The sequence below is a fragment of the Vulcaniibacterium thermophilum genome (assembly GCF_007923255.1).
Classification (GTDB): Bacteria; Pseudomonadota; Gammaproteobacteria; order Xanthomonadales; family Xanthomonadaceae; genus Lysobacter_F; species Lysobacter_F thermophilum.
The window spans coordinates 1-17,718 of the sequence record NZ_VOHJ01000003.1 but is presented as its reverse complement, the minus strand read 5'-3'; the positions used below and the strand labels follow the sequence as shown (position 1 = coordinate 17,718).

18 protein-coding genes and 1 pseudogene are annotated in these 17,718 nt (G+C 71.9%); 7 read left to right on the top strand and 12 right to left on the bottom strand.

Annotated elements, in window-relative coordinates; genetic code table 11:
- Positions 1 to 67 precede the first annotated feature (67 nt).
- Entirely contained in the window at positions 68 to 1,030 is a 963-nt protein-coding gene (locus FQY64_RS01980; protein WP_146472031.1) for a LysR family transcriptional regulator, read from the bottom strand.
- Positions 1,031 to 1,143: 113 nt separating this feature from the next.
- Between FQY64_RS01980 and aceB the strand changes: the two genes are divergently transcribed.
- The 3 genes from aceB (at position 1,144) to FQY64_RS01965 (ending at position 4,623) form a co-directional block, all read left to right on the top strand.
- Positions 1,144 to 2,754 (top strand): malate synthase A, encoded by a 1,611-nt coding sequence (aceB, locus tag FQY64_RS01975; RefSeq protein ID WP_146472030.1) that lies wholly within the window; start codon positions 1,144 to 1,146, stop codon positions 2,752 to 2,754.
- Between the two features lie 26 nt (positions 2,755 to 2,780).
- A complete protein-coding gene (gene aceA / locus FQY64_RS01970) occupies positions 2,781 to 4,079 on the top strand; it encodes an isocitrate lyase (protein WP_146472029.1) in 1,299 nt (432 codons plus the stop codon).
- A 76-nt stretch (positions 4,080 to 4,155) separates the two neighbouring features.
- Positions 4,156 to 4,623 (top strand): hypothetical protein, encoded by a 468-nt coding sequence (locus tag FQY64_RS01965; protein WP_146472028.1) that lies wholly within the window; start codon positions 4,156 to 4,158, stop codon positions 4,621 to 4,623.
- A gap of 255 nt (positions 4,624 to 4,878) precedes the next feature.
- Here the strand turns inward: FQY64_RS01965 and FQY64_RS01960 are convergent, their stop codons facing one another.
- Together FQY64_RS01960 and ubiK are read right to left on the bottom strand one after the other, a co-directional pair.
- Complete coding sequence (locus FQY64_RS01960) at positions 4,879 to 6,447, bottom strand: YifB family Mg chelatase-like AAA ATPase (protein WP_146472027.1); 1,569 nt, start codon at positions 6,445 to 6,447, stop codon at positions 4,879 to 4,881.
- A gap of 10 nt (positions 6,448 to 6,457) precedes the next feature.
- On the bottom strand, positions 6,458 to 6,718 hold the full coding sequence (gene ubiK, locus FQY64_RS01955) for a ubiquinone biosynthesis accessory factor UbiK (protein WP_146472026.1): 261 nt from the start codon (positions 6,716 to 6,718) through the stop codon (positions 6,458 to 6,460).
- 172 nt (positions 6,719 to 6,890) lie between these two features.
- On the opposite strand from ubiK, the gene FQY64_RS01950 reads away from it, so the two are divergent.
- Positions 6,891 to 7,229 carry a P-II family nitrogen regulator gene (locus tag FQY64_RS01950; protein WP_146472025.1) on the top strand — a complete coding sequence of 113 codons (339 nt, stop codon included), beginning with the start codon at positions 6,891 to 6,893 and terminating at the stop codon, positions 7,227 to 7,229.
- A gap of 480 nt (positions 7,230 to 7,709) precedes the next feature.
- Here FQY64_RS01950 and FQY64_RS01945 read toward each other — a convergent pair whose 3' ends face one another.
- The 6 genes from FQY64_RS01945 to speE all read right to left on the bottom strand — a co-directional run bounded on the left by FQY64_RS01945 (position 7,710) and on the right by speE (position 10,513).
- A complete protein-coding gene (locus FQY64_RS01945) occupies positions 7,710 to 7,997 on the bottom strand; it encodes a KGG domain-containing protein (protein ID WP_222431743.1) in 288 nt (95 codons plus the stop codon).
- 42 nt (positions 7,998 to 8,039) lie between these two features.
- The gene (locus FQY64_RS01940; protein ID WP_146472024.1) at positions 8,040 to 8,297 is read right to left on the bottom strand and encodes a hypothetical protein; all 258 of its coding nucleotides are present in this window, start codon (positions 8,295 to 8,297) and stop codon (positions 8,040 to 8,042) included.
- A 43-nt stretch (positions 8,298 to 8,340) separates the two neighbouring features.
- Positions 8,341 to 8,559, bottom strand: a complete 219-nt coding sequence (locus FQY64_RS01935; protein ID WP_146472023.1) for a hypothetical protein — start codon at positions 8,557 to 8,559, stop codon at positions 8,341 to 8,343.
- Positions 8,560 to 8,676: 117 nt separating this feature from the next.
- The gene (locus tag FQY64_RS01930) at positions 8,677 to 8,883 is read right to left on the bottom strand and encodes a DUF2795 domain-containing protein (RefSeq protein WP_146472022.1); all 207 of its coding nucleotides are present in this window, start codon (positions 8,881 to 8,883) and stop codon (positions 8,677 to 8,679) included.
- 66 nt (positions 8,884 to 8,949) lie between these two features.
- Positions 8,950 to 9,294 carry a hypothetical protein gene (locus tag FQY64_RS01925; RefSeq protein WP_222431742.1) on the bottom strand — a complete coding sequence of 115 codons (345 nt, stop codon included), beginning with the start codon at positions 9,292 to 9,294 and terminating at the stop codon, positions 8,950 to 8,952.
- 370 nt (positions 9,295 to 9,664) lie between these two features.
- Positions 9,665 to 10,513, bottom strand: a complete 849-nt coding sequence (gene speE / locus FQY64_RS01920) for a polyamine aminopropyltransferase (RefSeq protein WP_146472020.1) — start codon at positions 10,511 to 10,513, stop codon at positions 9,665 to 9,667.
- A 109-nt stretch (positions 10,514 to 10,622) separates the two neighbouring features.
- Between speE and speA the strand changes: the two genes are divergently transcribed.
- From speA to FQY64_RS01905, 3 genes are all read left to right on the top strand, one after another.
- On the top strand, positions 10,623 to 12,512 hold the full coding sequence (gene speA / locus FQY64_RS01915; RefSeq protein ID WP_146472153.1) for an arginine decarboxylase: 1,890 nt from the start codon (positions 10,623 to 10,625) through the stop codon (positions 12,510 to 12,512).
- A gap of 409 nt (positions 12,513 to 12,921) precedes the next feature.
- A complete protein-coding gene (locus FQY64_RS01910) occupies positions 12,922 to 13,755 on the top strand; it encodes an ABC transporter permease (RefSeq protein WP_146472019.1) in 834 nt (277 codons plus the stop codon).
- A complete protein-coding gene (locus FQY64_RS01905) occupies positions 13,752 to 15,317 on the top strand; it encodes a dipeptide ABC transporter ATP-binding protein (protein ID WP_222431741.1) in 1,566 nt (521 codons plus the stop codon). Before FQY64_RS01910 ends, FQY64_RS01905 begins: the two co-directional genes overlap by 4 nt.
- On the opposite strand, the gene FQY64_RS01900 is transcribed toward FQY64_RS01905, so the two are convergent.
- The 3 genes and pseudogenes from FQY64_RS01900 to FQY64_RS14665 all read right to left on the bottom strand — a co-directional run.
- A complete protein-coding gene (locus FQY64_RS01900; RefSeq protein ID WP_146472017.1) occupies positions 15,318 to 16,301 on the bottom strand; it encodes an XVIPCD domain-containing protein in 984 nt (327 codons plus the stop codon). It lies immediately after the preceding gene.
- Between the two features lie 10 nt (positions 16,302 to 16,311).
- The gene (locus FQY64_RS01895; RefSeq protein ID WP_146472016.1) at positions 16,312 to 16,902 is read right to left on the bottom strand and encodes a hypothetical protein; all 591 of its coding nucleotides are present in this window, start codon (positions 16,900 to 16,902) and stop codon (positions 16,312 to 16,314) included.
- Between the two features lie 87 nt (positions 16,903 to 16,989).
- A pseudogene (locus FQY64_RS14665) lies at positions 16,990 to 17,718 on the bottom strand (heme biosynthesis protein HemY); the annotation flags it as partial.

The window sequence follows — 17,718 nt, the reverse complement described above, 5'->3', positions numbered from 1 at the left end:
CCGCTTGCCGGCGAGCGGCGGGAACCGGCGCGCAGCGCGCGTGGGGGCGCCCGACCGGCGGTGCCGGCTAACGCTCGGAATGTCCCGGCGCGTCGTAATCGCGCGGCGCGAACAGGTCCGGCCGGATCAGCTCGATGAAGGCGCGCGCCTGCGGGCTGAGGTACTTGCCCTTGCGCACCACCACGCCGTAGCTGCGCGAGGGGAAATAGCGCGCCAGCGAGCGCGCCGCCAGCCGCGCGCGGTCGGCGTCGGTGAGGCAGATCGAGGTGACGATGCTGATCCCGAGCCCCATCGCCACGTACTGCTTGATCACCTCCCAGCCGCCCACTTCCAGCGCCACCGTGTACGGCACCCGGTTCTGCTGGAACACCAGATCGACCAGGCGATAGGTGGTCAGCCGCTGCGGCGGCAGGATCAGCCCGTACGGCGAGAGATCCTGCAGCGCGATTTCGGGCCTGGCGGCGAGCGGATGCTCGCGCGGGGTGATCAGCATCGGCTCGAAGCGGTACACCGGCGCGTAGCTGAGGTCGGCCGGCACGTCGAGCATCGAGCCGACGGCCAGATCGACGCCGTCGGTGCGCAGCAGGTCGAGCCCGCCGGCGCCGGTGACGTTGTGCAGCTTCAGCCGCACCTCCGGGTGGCGGGCGCGGAACGCCTCCACGATCCGCGGCAGCAGATACAGGATGGTCGAGCTGCCGGCGGCCACGTTCAGCTCGCCGGCGTCCAGCCCCTTGAGCCGCTCGCGGAACGCCGCCTCCAGGCCGTCGATGCCCTCCACCAGCGGGCGCGCCAGCTCGTACAGCTCCTGCCCCTCGCGGGTGAGGGTGAGCCGGCGGCCGCTGCGCTCCAGCAGCCGCACGCCCAGCTCACGCTCGAGCGCCTGCAATTGCAGGGTCACCGCCGGCTGACTGAGGTAGAGCGCCTCGGCCGCCCGCGAGACCGAGCCGAGCCTTGCCGCCTGACAGAAGGCTCGCAGGGGTTTCAGCCGGTCGGCCTTATAGGCGAAGCGCGGCGTGCGCGGCTCGGACATGGGTTCGCGCCTTATAGGTATTTACATAGGCAATAGATCGCATTGCTACATCTTCATTGTCAAATGACATGCGGTGGCGCATGGTCTGAGCCCCTCGCAGAAGGAGCCTCAGCATGTCGGCAGTACTGGCCCCCGCCCCGGACGACGCCTCCACCGCAGGCATCCGGGTGCTTGCCGCGGCCCCCGGGCAGGACGGCCTGCTCACCCCGGACGCCCTGGCCTTCCTGGGCGACCTCCACCGCCGCTTCGAACCCGTCCGCCAGGCGCGCCTGGCCGCCCGCCGCGAGCGTCAGGCCCGGTTCGACGCCGGCGAACTGCCCGACTTCCGCGCCGACACCCGCGCCATCCGCACCGGCGACTGGCGCGTGGCCCCGCTGCCGAAGGCGTTGCTGGACCGCCGGGTGGAGATCACCGGCCCGGTCGAGCCGAAGATGGTGGTCAACGCGCTGAACTCCGGCGCCAACTGCTACATGGCCGACTTCGAGGACAGCACGTCCCCGACCTGGGCCAACCTGATCGCCGGCCAGCAGGCGCTGCGCGAGGCGGTGGCCGGCACGTTGCAGCCGGAAGTGGGCGGCAAGCGCTACGTGCTCAAGCCGTTCGAGCAGCAGGCGGTGCTGCTGGTGCGCCCGCGCGGCTGGCACCTCGACGAGAAGCACGTGGAAGTCGACGGCGCGCCGCTGTCGGCCTCGCTGTTCGACCTCGCCCTGTTCGCCTTCCACAACGCGCACGCGCTCGCCGCGCGCGACCGCGGCCCGTACTTCTACCTGCCGAAGCTGCAGTGCATGGAGGAGGCGCAGCTCTGGGAGGACGTGCTGGGCCACATCGAACGCGCGCTCGGCCTGCCGGAGGGGCAGATGAAGGTCACCGTGCTGATCGAGACCTTGCCGGCGGTGTTCGAGATGGACGAGATCCTGCACGCGCTGCGCGGCCGCATCGCCGGTCTCAACTGCGGGCGCTGGGATTACGTCTTCTCCTACATCAAAACGTTCCGCGCCCACCGCGACAAGGTGCTGCCCGAGCGCGGCCAGGTGACGATGACGCAGCCGTTCCTGCGCGCGTACTCGGAGCTGCTGGTCCAGACCTGCCACCGCCGCGGCGCGCACGCGATGGGCGGCATGGCCGCACAGATCCCGATCGGCGGCGATTCCGAGGCCAACGAGGCGGCGCTCGCCAAGGTGCGCGCCGACAAACTGCGCGAGGTCACCGCCGGCCACGACGGCACCTGGGTCGCGCATCCGGCGCTGGTGCCGCTGGCGCGCGAGGTGTTCGACAGCCGCATGCGCGGGCCGCACCAGCAGCACGTGCTGCGCGAGGACGTGCTGATCGTGCGCGACGATCTGATCGCGCCGCCGCTGGGCAGCATCACCCGCGCCGGCTTCGACAACAACGTCGAAGTGAGCGTGCGCTACATCGCCGCCTGGCTGGCCGGCCAGGGCTGCGTGCCGATCCATCACCTGATGGAGGACGCCGCCACCGCCGAGATCGCGCGCGCGCAGTTGTGGCAGTGGCTGAAGGCGGGCGACCTGCACCTCGACGACGGCACCCCGATCGACTGGGTGCTGTTCGAACGCGCCCTGCTGCCGCTGCCCGCGCGCCTGCGCGAGGCCGGCGTGCCCGGCGCCGATCGCATCGACGAGGCGATCGCGCTGCTCGAAGACCTCGTGCGCGCCGACACGCTCGCCGACTTCCTCACCCTGCCCGCCTACGCGCGGATCGACTGACGTCCCCACCTGCCAAGGACACCGCCATGACCACGACCCTTACGACCGCCGACCAGCTCCGCCAGCAATGGGCCACCGATCCGCGCTGGGACGGCATCACCCGCCCGTACTCCGCCGAGGACGTCGTCCGCCTGCGCGGCACGGTGGCGATCGAGTACACGCTGGCGAAGCTCGGCGCCGGGAAGCTGTGGCGCTACCTGCACACCGAGCCGTTCGTGAACGCGCTCGGCGCGCTCACCGGCAACCAGGCCATGCAGCAGGTCAAGGCCGGGCTGAAGGCGATTTATCTCTCCGGCTGGCAGGTCGCGGCCGATGCCAACCTCGCCGGCGAGATGTATCCGGACCAGTCGCTGTATCCGGTCAACTCGGTGCCGCAGGTGGTCAAGCGCATCAACAACACGCTGCTGCGCGCCGACCAGATCCAGCACGCCGAAGGCGGCGGCGAGGTCGATTTCCTGCAGCCGATCGTCGCCGACGCCGAGGCCGGCTTCGGCGGCGTGCTGAATGCCTTCGAGCTGATGAAGGCGATGATCGAGGCCGGCGCGGCCGGCGTGCACTTCGAGGACCAGCTCGCCAGCGTCAAGAAGTGCGGCCACATGGGCGGCAAGGTGCTGGTGCCCACGCGCGAGGCGATCGAGAAGCTGGTCGCCGCGCGCCTGGCGGCCGACGTGTGCGGGGTGCCGACGCTGATCGTCGCCCGCACCGACGCCGAGGCCGCGGACCTCATCACCTCCGACATCGACGACAACGACAAGCCCTTCCTCACCGGCGAGCGCACCGCCGAAGGCTTCTACCGGACCAGGAAGGGGCTCGAGCAGGCGATCAGCCGCGGCCTCGCCTACGCGCCGTACGCCGACCTGATCTGGTGCGAGACCGGCAAGCCCGACCTCGAGTTCGCGCGCCGGTTCGCCGAGGCGATCCACGCGAAGTTCCCCGGTAAGCTGCTCGCCTACAACTGCTCGCCGAGCTTCAACTGGAAGAAGAACCTCGACGACGCCACGATCGCCAAGTTCCAGAAGGAGCTGGCGGCGATGGGCTACAAGTTCCAGTTCATCACCCTGGCCGGCTTCCACTCGCTGAACTACTCGATGTTCAACCTCGCCTACGGCTATGCGCGCCGGCAGATGAGCGCGTTCGTCGAGCTGCAGGAGGCCGAGTTCGCCGCCGCCGAGCGCGGCTTCACCGCGGTCAAGCACCAGCGCGAGGTCGGCACCGGCTACTTCGACGCCGTCACCCAGACCATCCAGGGCGCGCAGGCCTCCACCGTCGCGCTCAAGGGCTCGACCGAGGAGGAGCAGTTCGAGGAGAAGCGCGCGGCGGCGTGAGGCCGTCCCCGGTCCCGGCGCCCCCCGCGCCGGGACCCGGCTATGATGCAGGTCCGCTCACCGTCAGGATCGCACCATGGCCAGGCTGGCTTCGTTCGCCGTTTCTCTCCTTTTCGTCGCCTTTTTCGCCGTCGCCGCACCCCGCCTGCCCGACAGCCCGCAGGACGTGCTGCGCGAACAGGCGCAGTTGCGCCAGACGCTCGAAACCTCGCCCGATCGCTACAAGCACCTGGATGCGGACGAGCGCAAGGCGCTGCTGGAGCGCCAGGCCCGCCTGACCGAGCAGCTCGGCAGCGCGGCGCGCTGGGAAGACCTGCCGGAAGCCGACCGCGAGCGCATCGCGCAGGAGCACGCGGCGATCCTCGCCGCCGTGCAGGAGCCGCAGTCCGACCGCCGCATCTGCACCAACGAGCGCGTGCTCGGCAGCCAGCGCATCCAGCGCGTGTGCCGCAGCGCCGAAGACGTCGAGCGCGAGCGCCGTCAGGCGCGCGACAACATGCTGAAGGCCACGCGCTGCGGCACGCCGAACTGCATCGTCAACTGACCGGGACGCGCCTCGCCCCCTGTACGCAGGTCGAGTGAAGCGAGCGACGCAAGCCGCTTCCGTAGATTGGGCTGAGCCGAAGGCGAAGCCCAACGCCCGGCGCGGCACGACACGGGCTGGCGATGCGGCGTTGGGCTTCGCTCCGCTCAGCCCAACCTACGGATTCGGCCCGTCGCGTAAGGCGGGCGCGCTCGCAGGCCATGCCCCGTCCTCGCGCCTGCACGATCGTCCCGCGCCCCTCGCCCCGTTCCGACGTCAGCGGCGAGCGCCTGCGGCGTCCAGTGCCGCGTCCGCCTCGGGGCGACCGCGCCGCGCCGGCCCGGCTTCGCCGGACGCACCGGCGCGTCGGAACCCGATCGCCTCGGTGAGATGCGCGGTGGCGATCCGCTCGCTGCCGGCGAGATCGGCGATGGTGCGGGCCACGCGCAGGATGCGCTGCATCGAACGCGCGGTGAGTTGCAGCGCATCGACCGCGCGTTCCAGCAGCGCCTGGTCGGACGGCGACAGACGGCAGTGCGCGAACGTCGCGCTCTGGTCGAGGCCGGCATTGAGCCCCCCCGCGCGCGCGTGCTGACGGGCGCGCGCGGCGAGCACCCGTTCGCGCACGGCGGCCGAACTCTCGCCCGGCGGCGCATCCGGGCGCAATTCCGCCGGCGGCAGGCGCGGCACGTCGACGTGCAGGTCGATGCGGTCCAGCAGCGGGCCGGAAATGCGCCCGCGGTAGCGCTCGATCGCCTCGCGCGTGCAGCGGCAGCGCCCGCTCGGATCGCCGGCCCAACCGCAAGGGCAGGGGTTCATCGCCGCCACCAGTTGGAAGCGGGCGGGAAACTCGCACGCGCGCGCGGCGCGCGAGACCGTCACCACGCCGGATTCCAGCGGCTCGCGCAGAACCTCGAGCGTGGCGCGGCTCCATTCGGGCAGCTCGTCGAGGAACAGCACGCCGTTGTGCGCCAGCGAGATCTCCCCGGGCCGCGGTTCGGCGCCGCCGCCGACCAGCGCCACCGCGCTCGCAGTGTGGTGCGGAGCGCGGAACGGGCGCTCGCGCCAGCGCGCGGGATCCAGTCCGCGGCCGCTGATCGAGGCGATCGCGGCGGTCTCCAGCGCCTCGGCCTCGCTCGCCTCCGGCAGCAGCCCGGGCAGGCGCGAGGCGAGCAAGGTCTTGCCGCACCCGGGCGGGCCGACCAGCAGCAGGTGATGGCCGCCTGCGGCCGCGATCTCCAGCGCGCGCCGCGCCTGCGCCTGGCCGCGCACGTCGGCCAGGTCCGGTCCGGGCATGCGACGGGCGGGCAGCGGCTGCGCACGCGGCAGCGCGTTGCGGCCATCGAGCATCCCGCACACGTCCAGCAGCGTGCGCGCGGTGTAGGCCTCCACTGCGCTGGACAAGGCGGCTTCCGGTCCGTTGGCGGCCGGCAGCACCAGCGCGCGTCCGGCGTCCGCGGCCGCAAGGGCGGCGGGCAGCGCGCCGTCGACGGCGCGCAATTCGCCGGTCAGCGCCAACTCGCCGAGGAACTCGCGTCCGCGCACCGCCTCGAGCGGAATCTGGCCGCTGGCGGCGAGGATGCCGAGCGCGATCGGCAGGTCGAACCGCCCGCCGTCCTTCGGCAGATCGGCCGGCGCCAGGTTCACGGTGATCACGCGCGCGGGAAACTCGAACTGCGAACACACGATGGCTGCGCGCACGCGGTCCTTCGCCTCGCGCACGGCGGCTTCCGGCAGGCCGACGATCGACATCCGCGGCAGCCCGCCGGACAGATGCACCTCCACCCGCACTTCCGGCGCGCGCACGCCGGCGCGTGCACGGCTGTGCACGATCGCAAGGTTCATGGCGGCGGACTCAGTGGCGCGGCGGCTCGGCCAGGCGCGCTTCGAGTTCGTCGACGGTGCGCTGCAGGGCTTCGAGCTTCTCGCGCGTGCGCAGCAGCACGGCGCGCTGGACGTCGAACTCCTCGCGCGTCACCAGGTCGAGCCGGGCGAGCCCGCTCTGCAGCACGGCCTTGAAGTTCTCCTGCAGTTGCTCGCGCCCCTCGCGCATGGCGGGCGGAACGAGGGCGCTGAGGCGGCGGGCGAGTTCGTCGAGCTGGGCGAGATCGATCATGGCGGCGGTCCTCCGGCCGACAGAGTGACCGGGAGGCGCGGCGGTCGCCATCGGCGCGCACCGCGGCAGGGGCTCGGTCTTTTCCGAGCGCACTAGACCACGGCGCGGCCGGCACGGCAAGGCCGCGGGCCATCCCGTATGCTCGCGCCGTTCGCATGGCAGGAGATCCGCGATGAAGATGGTCATGGCCGTGATCAAGCCGTTCAAGCTCGACGACGTGCGCGAGGCGTTGGCCGAGGTCGGCGTGGCCGGCATCACCGCCACCGAGGTCAAAGGCTTCGGCCGGCAGAAAGGCCATACCGAGCTGTACCGCGGCGCGGAGTACGTGGTCGATTTCCTGCCGAAGATCAAGCTGGAGATCGCCGCAACCGACGACCAGGTGGATGCCGTCGTGGAAGCGATCATGAAATCGGCCGGCACCGGCAAGATCGGCGACGGCAAGATCTTCGTCTGGGACCTGGAGCGCGTGGTGCGCATCCGCACCGGCGAGATGGACGCGGACGCGCTGTGAGGTGTGGAGCGGGGAACAGGGCGAAGGGAGCAGGGAGCGGACAGGCGGCTGCGTGCCGGTCCCGATGCTTTCCGGCAAGCCGCCGTACCGGCACCCCCGCGTTGGTCGGCAACCGCTTCACCCCCTCCCAACCTCCCCCTGCAAGCAGGGGGAGGAGTTCATGTCTGGCCACCGTGTGGGGGACTCCCTCCCCTGCGTGCAGGGGAGGGTTGGGGAGGGGTTGCGTCGGTGGCCGGCGCCAATCGGCAACCGCTTCACCCCCTCCCAACCTCCCCCAGCAAGCAGGGGGAGGGGTTCACGCGGCGCCAGTGGCGCGGGCGTTCGGCGGGCCGCGCGGCGGTGCCGCAAGCGGGCCCGCCCGACCCCGCAAACAGGGGGCGACGGACGCCTCCCGTGTGAGCAGGCGGAGGAGACGGGCCCCCGACGCGACGACGCCGGGGCGAACCCCGGCGTCGTCGTGGAGCGGGTGACGCGGGCGCGTCAGCGGTTGCGGTCGGAGCCGCCTTCGGACTGCTTGCCCTTCTCGACCAGCTCGCTCACGCGCTGGCCGCCCATCTTGCCGAGTTCGGAATAGCCCTCCGGCCCGAGCTGTTCCTTGCGGGCTTCGCCGCCCATCTTGCCGAGCTCGGAGTAGCCCTCCGGACCCAACTGCTCCTTGCGGGTTTCGCCGCCCATCTTGCCGGCCTCGCGCACGCTCATGTCGCCGCCGCTGCCGCTGGCGCTGCTGCCGCGGCCCTGGTTCTCGTTGTCCTGGTTGCGGGTTGCCATCGAATGTCTCCTGTGTGGGGAATGGAGCGGGAGAAGCGGGGCTCAGCGCGAGCCGCCGCCTTCGGCCTGTTTGCCTTTCTCGATCAGCTCGCTGACGCGCTGGCCGCCTTTCTCGCCGCCCTTCTGGCCGATCTCCTGGTAGAACTCGCTGCCGTGCGTGGCCGCGGTGGCTTCGCCGCCTTTGCGGCCGAGCTCGGAGTAGCCTTCGGGGCCGAGCTGTTCCTTGCGGATCTCGCCGCCGATCTTGCCGGCCTCGCGCACGCTCATGTCGCCGCCGCGGTTACGGTCGTTCTGTGCCATGCAGTCCTCCTGTCGGTATCAGCGGGAAGTGGGTGCGCGGGGCTCAGCGATCGTCGCCGCGGCCGCTGCCGCTGCCGCCGGACGAGCCGCGGCTGCCGCTGCTGCCGCCGCCTTCGGCGCGCTTGCCTTCCTCGACCAGCTCGCGCACGCGCTCGCCGCCCATCTGGCCGGCTTCGCGCACGCTCATGTCGCCTTCGTCGCGCCCGGTCGCCTGTCGGCTGCCCTGGTTGCGCTCGTTGTCGTCGTTGCGGGTGTTCGCCATGGAACCAAACCTCCAATCGGGATCCGCGCCCGGCACGTCGTGCGCCGGTAGCGGACAAGGGCGCACGCGGTGCGTGCGCGGACCGCGCCTCGTGCGCGGGAAGAAACCGGCGTGCGGCTACTGGATGTCGCCGTAGGCCTTCATCACGTCCTGCGGCCCGCCGTACTCGTCGCTGTCGAACTGCTCGATCGTGCGGATGATCTCGTCCGGCGCTTCGTTGTCGCGCGCCTGACGCAGCAGATCGTCCTTGCTGGCGGGGTAGCTCACGCCCTTGAGGAACTTCTGCACGTTGGCCGGCGAATGGCCGCCTACGCCTCGTGTCATGGCTTCGCTCTCCTGTTGGCGTTGGACGGGCAGGCGCGGCCGCAGGTACGGCCGCGCTTCACGCCCTCAGCGGTTGCTGTCCGAACCGCCTTCGGCCTGTTTGCCCTTCTCGACCAGTTCGCTCACGCGCTGGCCGCCCATCTTGCCGAGCTCGGAATAGCCTTCCGGCCCGAGCTGCTCCTTGCGGGTTTCGCCGCCCTGCTTGCCGATCTCGGACATCGCGTCCGGGCCACGCTGCTCGCGCAGTGCTTCGACGCCCTGACGGCCCAGTTCGGAGTAGCCCTCCGGGCCGAGCTGTTCCTTGCGGATCTCGCCGCCGATCTGGCCGGCCTCGCGCACGCTCATGTCGCCGCTGCCGCCCTGCTGGCGGTTCTGGCCCTGGTTCTGACCCTGGTTCTGGTTCTGTGCCATGGATGTCCTCCTGTGGCGGTGTGGATGACCCGGCACAACGCAAGCGGTTGCATCCGGCACCGCAGGCGACCTTGCGACAGCGCTCGCTGCGAGGGTCGCCATGCGCGGCGACACAGCACCACGCAAGGCGCGTGCCATCGGCTGGAGGCGACCCTGAGCGGGAGAACGCGTGCCCGCCCGGGCAGGCAGGCGCGGCCGCGCCGCAAAAGCTGCGCGGCGACGCAACAAGTTGCAGACGCGCACGGCGGCGCGTGCGCAGCGCCCGGGTGGAGCGCGCGCGTGCCAGCGGAGGAGACGGACGACGGCGCGTTCGCGTGTAGGGGTGCGCTCACGCGCGCCTCGGGCGCGCGCGGGCACGATCACGCAGCGATCAGGCGCGCAACGCCTCGGCCACGAACGGCGGCAGCGCGAGCGCGCCGCGATGCACCTCCGCGCTGTAGTAGAGCGTCGGGAAGCGCTTGCCGCGCGCGGCGTCCTCGCGGAAGTCGAACGCGTCGCGCTTGCGCGCCATCGTGCAGCTCCACCAGCCGGTCGGATAGCACGGCTGCGGGAACGGCAGGGTGCGCAGCGCGCTGAAGCCGGCCTTGGCCATCTCGTCGCGCATCTCGCGGATGAGGTCGAGCAGCGCCAGCGGCGATTCCGACTGCTGCACGAGGATGCCGTCGTCCTTCAGCGCGCGGAAGCAGCTTTCGTAGAAGGCGCGGTTGAACAGGCCTTCGGCCGGGCCGACCGGGTCGGTCGAATCGACGATGACGATGTCGACGCTGCCCGGCGCGCAATTCCTCATGTACGCCACGCCGTCGTCGAACAGCAGTTGCGCGCGCGGGTCGGTGTTGCGCTCGCACAGCTCGGGGAACCACTTCTCGGCCATGCGCGTGACCTGCTCGTCGATGTCGCACTGCACCGCGCGTTCGACGCCTTCGTGCTTGAGCACCTCGCGCAGCGTGCCGCAGTCGCCGCCGCCGATGATGACCACGTGCTTCGGATCGGGATGGGTGAACAGCGCCGGATGCGACATCATCTCGTGGTAGAGGAAGTTGTCGCGGCTGGTGAGCATCACCGCGCCGTCGATCAGCATCAGGTTGCCCCAGTCGGTGGTCTCGAAGATCTCGATCTTCTGGAACGGCGACTGCACCTCGTCGAGCTTGCGCACGATCCGATAGCCGATCGCCGAGCCGGTGCGCTCGAAGTTCTCGTACTGCCAGGTGGTGTCGGTCATTGGGGCACCGCGGGCGCGCGAAGGGGGCGCGGATTGTAGCGGACCCTGCGGCCGCGACGGGTGGGGGCGTAGAATGCGCACCCCCTTCCCGCCGCCGGAACTGACGCCGATGACCGACTGGTCGCTCGACCGGGCCCGCCGCACGTACTCGATCCCGCACTGGTCGGAGGGCTATTACGACCTCGACGCGGCAGGCCGCGTGATCGCCCGCCCGCTCGGCGCCAACGGCCCCGCCATCGCGCTGGCGGAGGTGGTCGAACGCGCGCGCGCGCAGGGCGCCAAGCTGCCGCTGCTGCTGCGCTTTCCGGACATCCTGGGCGACCGCCTGCGCACGCTGCAGGGCGCGTTCGCCTGGGCGATGCAGGAGTGGGACTATGCCGGCGGCTACACCGCGGTGTATCCGATCAAGGTGAACCAGCACGCCGGCGTGGCCGGCACGCTGGCCGCGCACGCCGGCGAGGGCTTCGGCCTCGAAGCCGGCAGCAAGCCGGAGCTGATGGCGGTGCTGGCGCTGTCGCGGCCGGGCGGGCTGATCGTCTGCAACGGCTACAAGGATCGCGAATACGTCCGGCTGGCGCTGATCGGCCGCAAGCTCGGCATGGACGTGCACATCGTGGTCGAGAAGCTCAGCGAGCTTGCGCTGGTGATCGAGGAATCGCGCGCGCTCGGCGTGCGCCCCGGGCTCGGCGTGCGCATGCGGCTGGCGACGCTCGGCGCCGGCAAGTGGCAGAACAGCGGCGGCGACAAGGCCAAGTTCGGGCTCTCGCCGCGCCAGGTGCTGGATCTGTGGAAGCAGCTCTGCGAGGCGGGCCTCGAGGACACGCTCAACCTGCTGCACTTCCACATGGGCTCGCAGATCTCCAACGTGCGCGACATCGCCGGCGGCATGCGCGAAGCCACGCGCTATCTGGTCGAGCTGTCGCGGCTGGGCGCGCGCATCCGCTACATGGACGTCGGCGGCGGGCTCGGCATCGACTACGAGGGCACCCGCTCGCGCAGCTTCTGCTCGATCAACTACGGCGTGCGCCAGTACGCCTCCAGCATCGTGCAGCCGCTGGCCGACGCCTGCCAGGCGCATGGGCTGACGCCGCCGCGCATCGTCACCGAGTGCGGGCGCGCGATGACCGCGCACCACGCGGTGCTGATCGCCAACGTGTCGGAAGTCGAACGCGCGCCGGAAGGCCGCGTGCCGCCGGAGCAGGCCGACGAGCCGGCGGTGATCCGGCATCTGCGCGAGATCCACGCCGAACTGCCTTCGCGGCCGGCGGTGGAGCTGTTCCACGAGGCGCAGCATTTCCACAGCGAGGGCATCGCCGGCTACGCCCTGGGGCAACTGGATCTGCTGCAGCGCGCGCGGCTGGATGATCTGTTCTATGCGATCGCGCACGCCGTGCGGCAGCGCCTCACCTACGACGAGAAGAGCCACCGCGATCTGCTCGACGAGCTCAACGAGCGGCTGGTCGACAAGTATTTCGTCAACTTCAGCGTGTTCGAATCGCTGCCGGATGTGTGGGCGATCGACCAGGTGTTCCCGATCGTGCCGATCGAACGCCTCGACGAGGCGCCCGACCGCCGCGGCGTGATCGCCGACCTGACCTGCGACTCCGACGGCCGCATCGACACCTATGTCGAGAGCGAGGAGCTGGACACCTCGCTGCCGCTGCACTCGATCCGTCCGGGCGAGAGTTACCGCATCGGCTTCTTTCTGGTCGGCGCGTACCAGGAAGTGCTGGGCGACATCCACAACCTGTTCGGCGACACCGACGCGGTCGAAGTGCGCGTCGACGGCGACGGCTACCGCCTGGCGCAGCAGCGCCGCGGCGACACCACCGACGTCATGCTCGACTACGTCGGCTACCGCCTGGCCGACCTGCGCGCGGCCTACCGCGCCAAGGTGGAGGCGGCGAACCTGCCGGCGGAGGAATCGGAACGCATCGCCGCCGCGCTCGAGGCCGGCCTCACCGGCTACACCTACCTGGGCGAGGAGCCGCTGGCGTAAGGCGGGACTTGTCCCGCCGTTGCTTCGGGTGCGCGCGTGCGTACAGCCCGCATGTCGGGTCGAGCGCAGCGAAGCCCGATGTGGCATCGCCACCGACTCGTGTCATCGGGACGTTGGGCTTCGCCTTCGGCTCAGCCCAACCGACGAGGCGGTGTAGGGCGGGACTTGTCCCGCCGCCGCTTCGGTTGCGCGTGCGTACCGCCCGCATGTCGGGCCGAGCGCAGCGAAGCCCGATGTCGCATCGCCACCGACTCGTGTCATCGGGACGTTGGGCTTCGCCTTCGGCTCAGCCCAACCGACGAGGCGGTGTAGGGCGGGACTCGTCCCGCCGTCGCTTCGGTTGCGCGCGTGCGTACAGACGCCGACTTCGCTCACGCCCCGCGCAACCACCGGCTACGATGCGCATCGAATGTCGTGGCGTCCGCTTCCGCTTTCCGTCCGTGTCTGCCTGCTGCTGCTGGCGGCGCTGGTCGCGCTGTGCTGGCTCGGGCCGCTGCTGACGCGGTTCGACCCGCATACGCCGGACTGGAACGCGCCGTCGGTGGGGCCCGGCGCCGCGGGGCACTGGTTCGGCACCGACGCGATCGGTCGCGACGTGTTCGCGCGCACGCTGGCCGGCGGGCGGCTCTCGCTCGCGGTCGGCCTGCTGGCGAGCGCGATCGCGCTCGGCGTGGGCCTTGCCTACGGCGCGATCGCGGGGCTGGCGGGCGGGCGCGTCGAACGCGCGATGGTGCGCCTGCTTGACGTGCTCAGCGCGATCCCGTTCCTGCTGGTGGTGATCCTGCTGCTGACGCTGTTCGAGCGCTCGCTCGCGTTGCTGCTCGGCGCGATCGGCGGCTACGTCTGGATCGATCTGGCGCGGGCGATGCGGGCGGAGGCGGCGCGGCTGCGCGAGGCGCCGTTCCTGCTGGCGGCGACCGCGGCGGGCGCGACGTTCGCGCAGCGGCTGCGCTGGCATGTGCTGCCCAACCTGCTGCCGCTGGCGGTGGTGTACCTCGGCCTGATCCTCCCGCAGGCGATCCTGGTGGAGAGTTTCCTCGGCTTCCTCGGACTTGGCGTGGACGAGCCCTCGGCGAGTCTGGGCACGCTGCTCGCGGAGGGCGTGCAGGAGCTCGATTCGGCGCCGTGGACGCTGCTGTTCCCGGCCGGTCTGCTGGTGGCGACGCTGGCGGCGTTCCAGTTCCTCGGCGACGCGCTGCGCGATGCGCTGGACGTACGCCTGCGCGGGACGGAAGCGGCGTGAGCGCGCCGTTGCTCGCGCTCGAAGGCCTGCGCGTGCGCACCGGCGAACGCGCGCTGCTGGGGCCGCTGGATCTGGCGCTCGCGGCGGGCGAATGCGTCGGTCTGGTGGGCGAGAGCGGCAGCGGCAAGAGCCTTACCGCGCTGGCGCTGCTCGGCCTGCTGCCGCCCGGGCTGCGCGCCGAAGGCGTGCTGCGCATGGAGGCGGCGGCGATGCCGCTCGGATCGCGGGCGCACGCCGCGCTGCGCGGGCGCGTGCTCGGCTGGGTGCCGCAGGATCCGCTGGCGAGCCTGCATCCGCTGCGCACGATCGGCGCGCAGCTGGTGGAGACGTTGCGCGTGGCGCGGCGGTGCGACGCGCGCGCGGCGCGCGCCGAGGCCGAAGGGCTGCTCGCGCAGGTGCGGTTGCCGGAACCGGACGCCGCGCTTGCGCGCTATCCGCACCAGTTCTCCGGCGGCCAGCGCCAGCGCATCGCCATCGCGCTCGCGCTCGCCACCCGGCCGCGCGCGCTGGTCGCCGACGAGCCGACCTCGGCGCTGGACGCGCGCATCGCGCGCGGCATCCTCGACCTGCTGGATGCGCTGCGCCGCGAGCACGGCCTGGGCCTGGTGCTGATCTCGCACGATCTGCCGCTGGTCGGCGCCTACGCGCAACGGCTCACCGTGCTGCGCCGGGGCGAAGCGGTCGAGTGCGGCGAGACCGCGCGCGTGTTCGCCGCCCCGCGCCATGCGTACACGCGCGAGCTGCTCGAGGCCGACCGCCTGGCCGCGCTGCCGGCGCCGCCGCGCGCGGCGGCGGTCGTGCTGCGCGGCGAGGGCCTGCGCGTGCGCTACCCGCGCGCCGCGCGGCCGGCGCTGGACGGCGTCGACGTCGAGCTGCGCCGCGGCGAGGGGCTCGCCCTGGTCGGCGAGAGCGGCAGCGGCAAGAGCACGCTCTCGCGCGCGCTGCTGCGCCTGCTGCGGCATGCGGACGGCCGCGTGCTGCTGGACGGCGTGGATCTGGCCGCGCTGTCGCCGCGCGCGTTGCGCGGGCTGCGCGCGCGCATCGGCGTGGTGTTCCAGGATCCGTACGCCTCGCTCGATCCGCGCATGACGGTCGCGCAGATCGTCGCCGAGCCGCTGCGCATCCACCGGCGCGGCGATGCCGCAGCGCGCCGGCAGGCGGCCGCCGGCCTGCTGCGGGCGGTCGGGCTGGACGCGACGATGCTCGACCGCGCGCCGCACGCGTTCAGCGGCGGCCAGCGGCAACGCATCGCCATCGCCCGCGCGCTGGCGCTCGAACCCGACGTGCTGGTGTGCGACGAGGCCGTCTCCGCGCTCGACGCGCACCATCGCGCCGCGATCCTGGCGCTGCTGGCGCGGCTGAAGCGCGAGCGCGGGCTGGCGCTGCTGTTCGTCACCCACGATCTCGCCGCCGCGGCCGCCGTGGCCGAGCGCATCGCGGTGCTGGAGCAGGGACGCATCGTCGAAAGCGGCGCGACCGCCGAGGTGATGGCGGCGCCGCGCCATCCGCATACGCGGGCGCTGCTGGCGGCGCGGCCGCCGCACGCAGTCGCGGCCGGATGATCAGGCCGGCATCCGCGCCATGCGCGGTGCCGCGACCGCCGCCGCGATGTCCAGCGTGCGCTCGGCCTCCGTCGCGAGCGGCTCGCGCAGCATCGCCTGCAACCGCGCGACCGACGTTTCCACCGGGACGCTCACCGCTTCCGCGGTCCGCATCCCCGCGCGCAGATGGCCGGGGTGCTGCGGGTCGCCCCCCACCGCGAACACCCTCTCGCCTGCCCGCGCCTGCGCCGTGTCGGTACTCAGCAGCACCGCATCCACCCGCTGAAGGCCGTGCTGCGCCGCCAGAACCGCGACGCTTCCGGCCAGGCGGGCGCTGGCCGCATCCGGCGCGCGACCCAGTCCGGCATCGAGGCGTTGCACGCCTTCCACGCAGTCATGGCAGAGCGGGCGGTAGCGCGCCGGCACCGCGTCGCTGAGCAGCCAATGGAACGGATTCGCCGTGCGTGGCGGCTCGCGCTGCAGCTCGCGGTTCAGCGGACTGTGCGGGAACGGCGCGGGGATCGAGCGGATGGCCTCGATGTTGTCGACCGGCTTGAGCGTGCCGTCGAAGTCCAGGCTCGGGCGGCCGGTGGGGTCGGGAATCCAGCCGGTCCCGTGCGCGCCCAACCGGAAGCGCGGATGCAGGCCGCCGGCGTGCAGCACCGCCCAGGCGAAATCGACGCAACTGTTGTGCAGCAGGCCATAGCTGCGGAACCGCGGCTCCTGGCCGTCCAAGGCGCGCCGGCCGAACGACCTCATCGCTCGGTACTGTTCGGGCGTGATCTGGAGCGTGCGCTCATAAAACGCATGCGTGTAGTTTTGCCAGTCGCGATCGCTTACCTCGGCGGGGCCCCACGGTTTGCCATCGCTCGGCGCCATTCCGAAACTGATGCTCTTGCTTCCGTCGCTGAGCACGACATACATATGACCCGGAAGCGAACGCTCCCCGGTCTGCAAGGGCGTGCCCGGAGCCGCGATCCGGATGGTGACGGTGTATCGATCCATGATTCGATCCTTACTTCGCCGGCAGCGGGTGGGTCACCACCAGCTCGACCGGCCAGCCTGTGGCTGGAGCGCGCCCCCGGTCGAGCAGCGTGGCTTCGAGGCGATACACGCCGGCCGTCGGCATCACCAGTTCACTGTAGCTGACGGTGTAGCAGTCGGCCGGATCGGCCGGCAGTCCTTTGGCCTCGAATGCAAGCCGGTCCACGGTCGCCCGCTGCGCGCCAACGGTGAGGCCCTCCTCTAGGGCGACGGTGCGCCATCCGGGATCGAGAGCAGAATCCACGTTCTGCGTCAGCCGCACCGGATGCCAGCCTTCCGGCGCGTGACGCCACAGCCGAAGCCGCAGCCGGATCGAGTCGAAACGCGCTTCCGCCTCATCGTCGGAGGCGTCGACGTCGCCCGGTGGGTCGGGCGCCCGCAATCCGATCAGCAGCGTCTCGCCGTAGCCGCGGCGCAGTTCCTCGATCTGGAACTCGACGCGCGTGGTGTGGCCCTGCCGCAGCGGAAACGGCCGCACCACCGGCAGCGCTTCGGCCTCGGGCAGCCGCCGGCAGCCGGCTGCGAGGAGCGCGATCAGCAGTATTCCGAGTCCTCGTTTCATCGCCTCCTTGCTCCGCAATCCTGCGCTCGATGCGCTCGCATCCTGCCAGAACGCGCTTCGGCACACGCCCCCGCGCCGGCGTGAGGCTCAGCCGCGCAGGCGCGGCAGGCCGTGTTCGTCGCGTTCCTCGATCGCGGCTTCGTCGAAGATGCGCTGGCGCAGGTCGCGGCCGGGCAGTTCGCTGACCGCCTCGCCGCGCGCGGCGCGCAGCGCGTTGAGATAGCTCAGGCGCGCGCGGGTCTCGTCGCCCACCTGCGCGTAGCCGTGGCCGAGCTCCTCCCAGGCCTCGCTGCCGGCGCCCTGCGCGAGCGCGCGGTGCAGGTAGCGTTCCGCCTGCGGCCAGTGGGCCTGGGCGCGGGCCAGGCGGGCCAGCGTCAGCAGCAGCATCGGGCTGGCCGGGTGCGCGCCGAGCCAGGCTTCGGCGCGCGCGCGGCGCTCCTCCAGGCGGCCGATCGCCAGGCGGCCGTAGAGGCCGGCCAGGCGCTCGTCCCAGTTCGCCTCCAGCGCCTCCTCGATGGCGCGCGCGGCCGCCTCGTCCCAGCGCAGCGCGGCGGCGCGTTCGGCGTAGGCGGCGACGATCGCGGCGTCGGTCCTCAGCGGTTTGGGCAGCGTGTCCCAGCGGTCGGCCAGTTCGTTGGCGTCGCGCGCCTGGCGCAGCGCGGCCTCGGCCCAGCGCGCTTCCAGTCCGGCCAGCCGCGCCGCCGGCACGACGCCCGCCTGCCGCAGCGCGCCGAGCAGGCCGTAGGCCTCGCCCGCGCGGTTGAGCGCGGCCAGCGCCTCGGCGCGCAGCAGCAGGCCGCGCGGCGGCAGCGGCTG

Coding starts and splice junctions, on each gene's coding strand:
- FQY64_RS01980 (WP_146472031.1), bottom strand. CDS start 1,030: ATGTCCGAGCCGCGCACGCCGCGCTTCGCCTATAAGGCCGACCGGCTG.
- aceB (WP_146472030.1), top strand. CDS start 1,144: ATGTCGGCAGTACTGGCCCCCGCCCCGGACGACGCCTCCACCGCAGGC.
- aceA (WP_146472029.1), top strand. CDS start 2,781: ATGACCACGACCCTTACGACCGCCGACCAGCTCCGCCAGCAATGGGCC.
- FQY64_RS01965 (WP_146472028.1), top strand. CDS start 4,156: ATGGCCAGGCTGGCTTCGTTCGCCGTTTCTCTCCTTTTCGTCGCCTTT.
- FQY64_RS01960 (WP_146472027.1), bottom strand. CDS start 6,447: ATGAACCTTGCGATCGTGCACAGCCGTGCACGCGCCGGCGTGCGCGCG.
- ubiK (WP_146472026.1), bottom strand. CDS start 6,718: ATGATCGATCTCGCCCAGCTCGACGAACTCGCCCGCCGCCTCAGCGCC.
- FQY64_RS01950 (WP_146472025.1), top strand. CDS start 6,891: ATGAAGATGGTCATGGCCGTGATCAAGCCGTTCAAGCTCGACGACGTG.
- FQY64_RS01945 (WP_222431743.1), bottom strand. CDS start 7,997: ATGGCAACCCGCAACCAGGACAACGAGAACCAGGGCCGCGGCAGCAGC.
- FQY64_RS01940 (WP_146472024.1), bottom strand. CDS start 8,297: ATGGCACAGAACGACCGTAACCGCGGCGGCGACATGAGCGTGCGCGAG.
- FQY64_RS01935 (WP_146472023.1), bottom strand. CDS start 8,559: ATGGCGAACACCCGCAACGACGACAACGAGCGCAACCAGGGCAGCCGA.
- FQY64_RS01930 (WP_146472022.1), bottom strand. CDS start 8,883: ATGACACGAGGCGTAGGCGGCCATTCGCCGGCCAACGTGCAGAAGTTC.
- FQY64_RS01925 (WP_222431742.1), bottom strand. CDS start 9,294: ATGGCACAGAACCAGAACCAGGGTCAGAACCAGGGCCAGAACCGCCAG.
- speE (WP_146472020.1), bottom strand. CDS start 10,513: ATGACCGACACCACCTGGCAGTACGAGAACTTCGAGCGCACCGGCTCG.
- speA (WP_146472153.1), top strand. CDS start 10,623: ATGACCGACTGGTCGCTCGACCGGGCCCGCCGCACGTACTCGATCCCG.
- FQY64_RS01910 (WP_146472019.1), top strand. CDS start 12,922: ATGTCGTGGCGTCCGCTTCCGCTTTCCGTCCGTGTCTGCCTGCTGCTG.
- FQY64_RS01900 (WP_146472017.1), bottom strand. CDS start 16,301: ATGGATCGATACACCGTCACCATCCGGATCGCGGCTCCGGGCACGCCC.
- FQY64_RS01895 (WP_146472016.1), bottom strand. CDS start 16,902: ATGAAACGAGGACTCGGAATACTGCTGATCGCGCTCCTCGCAGCCGGC.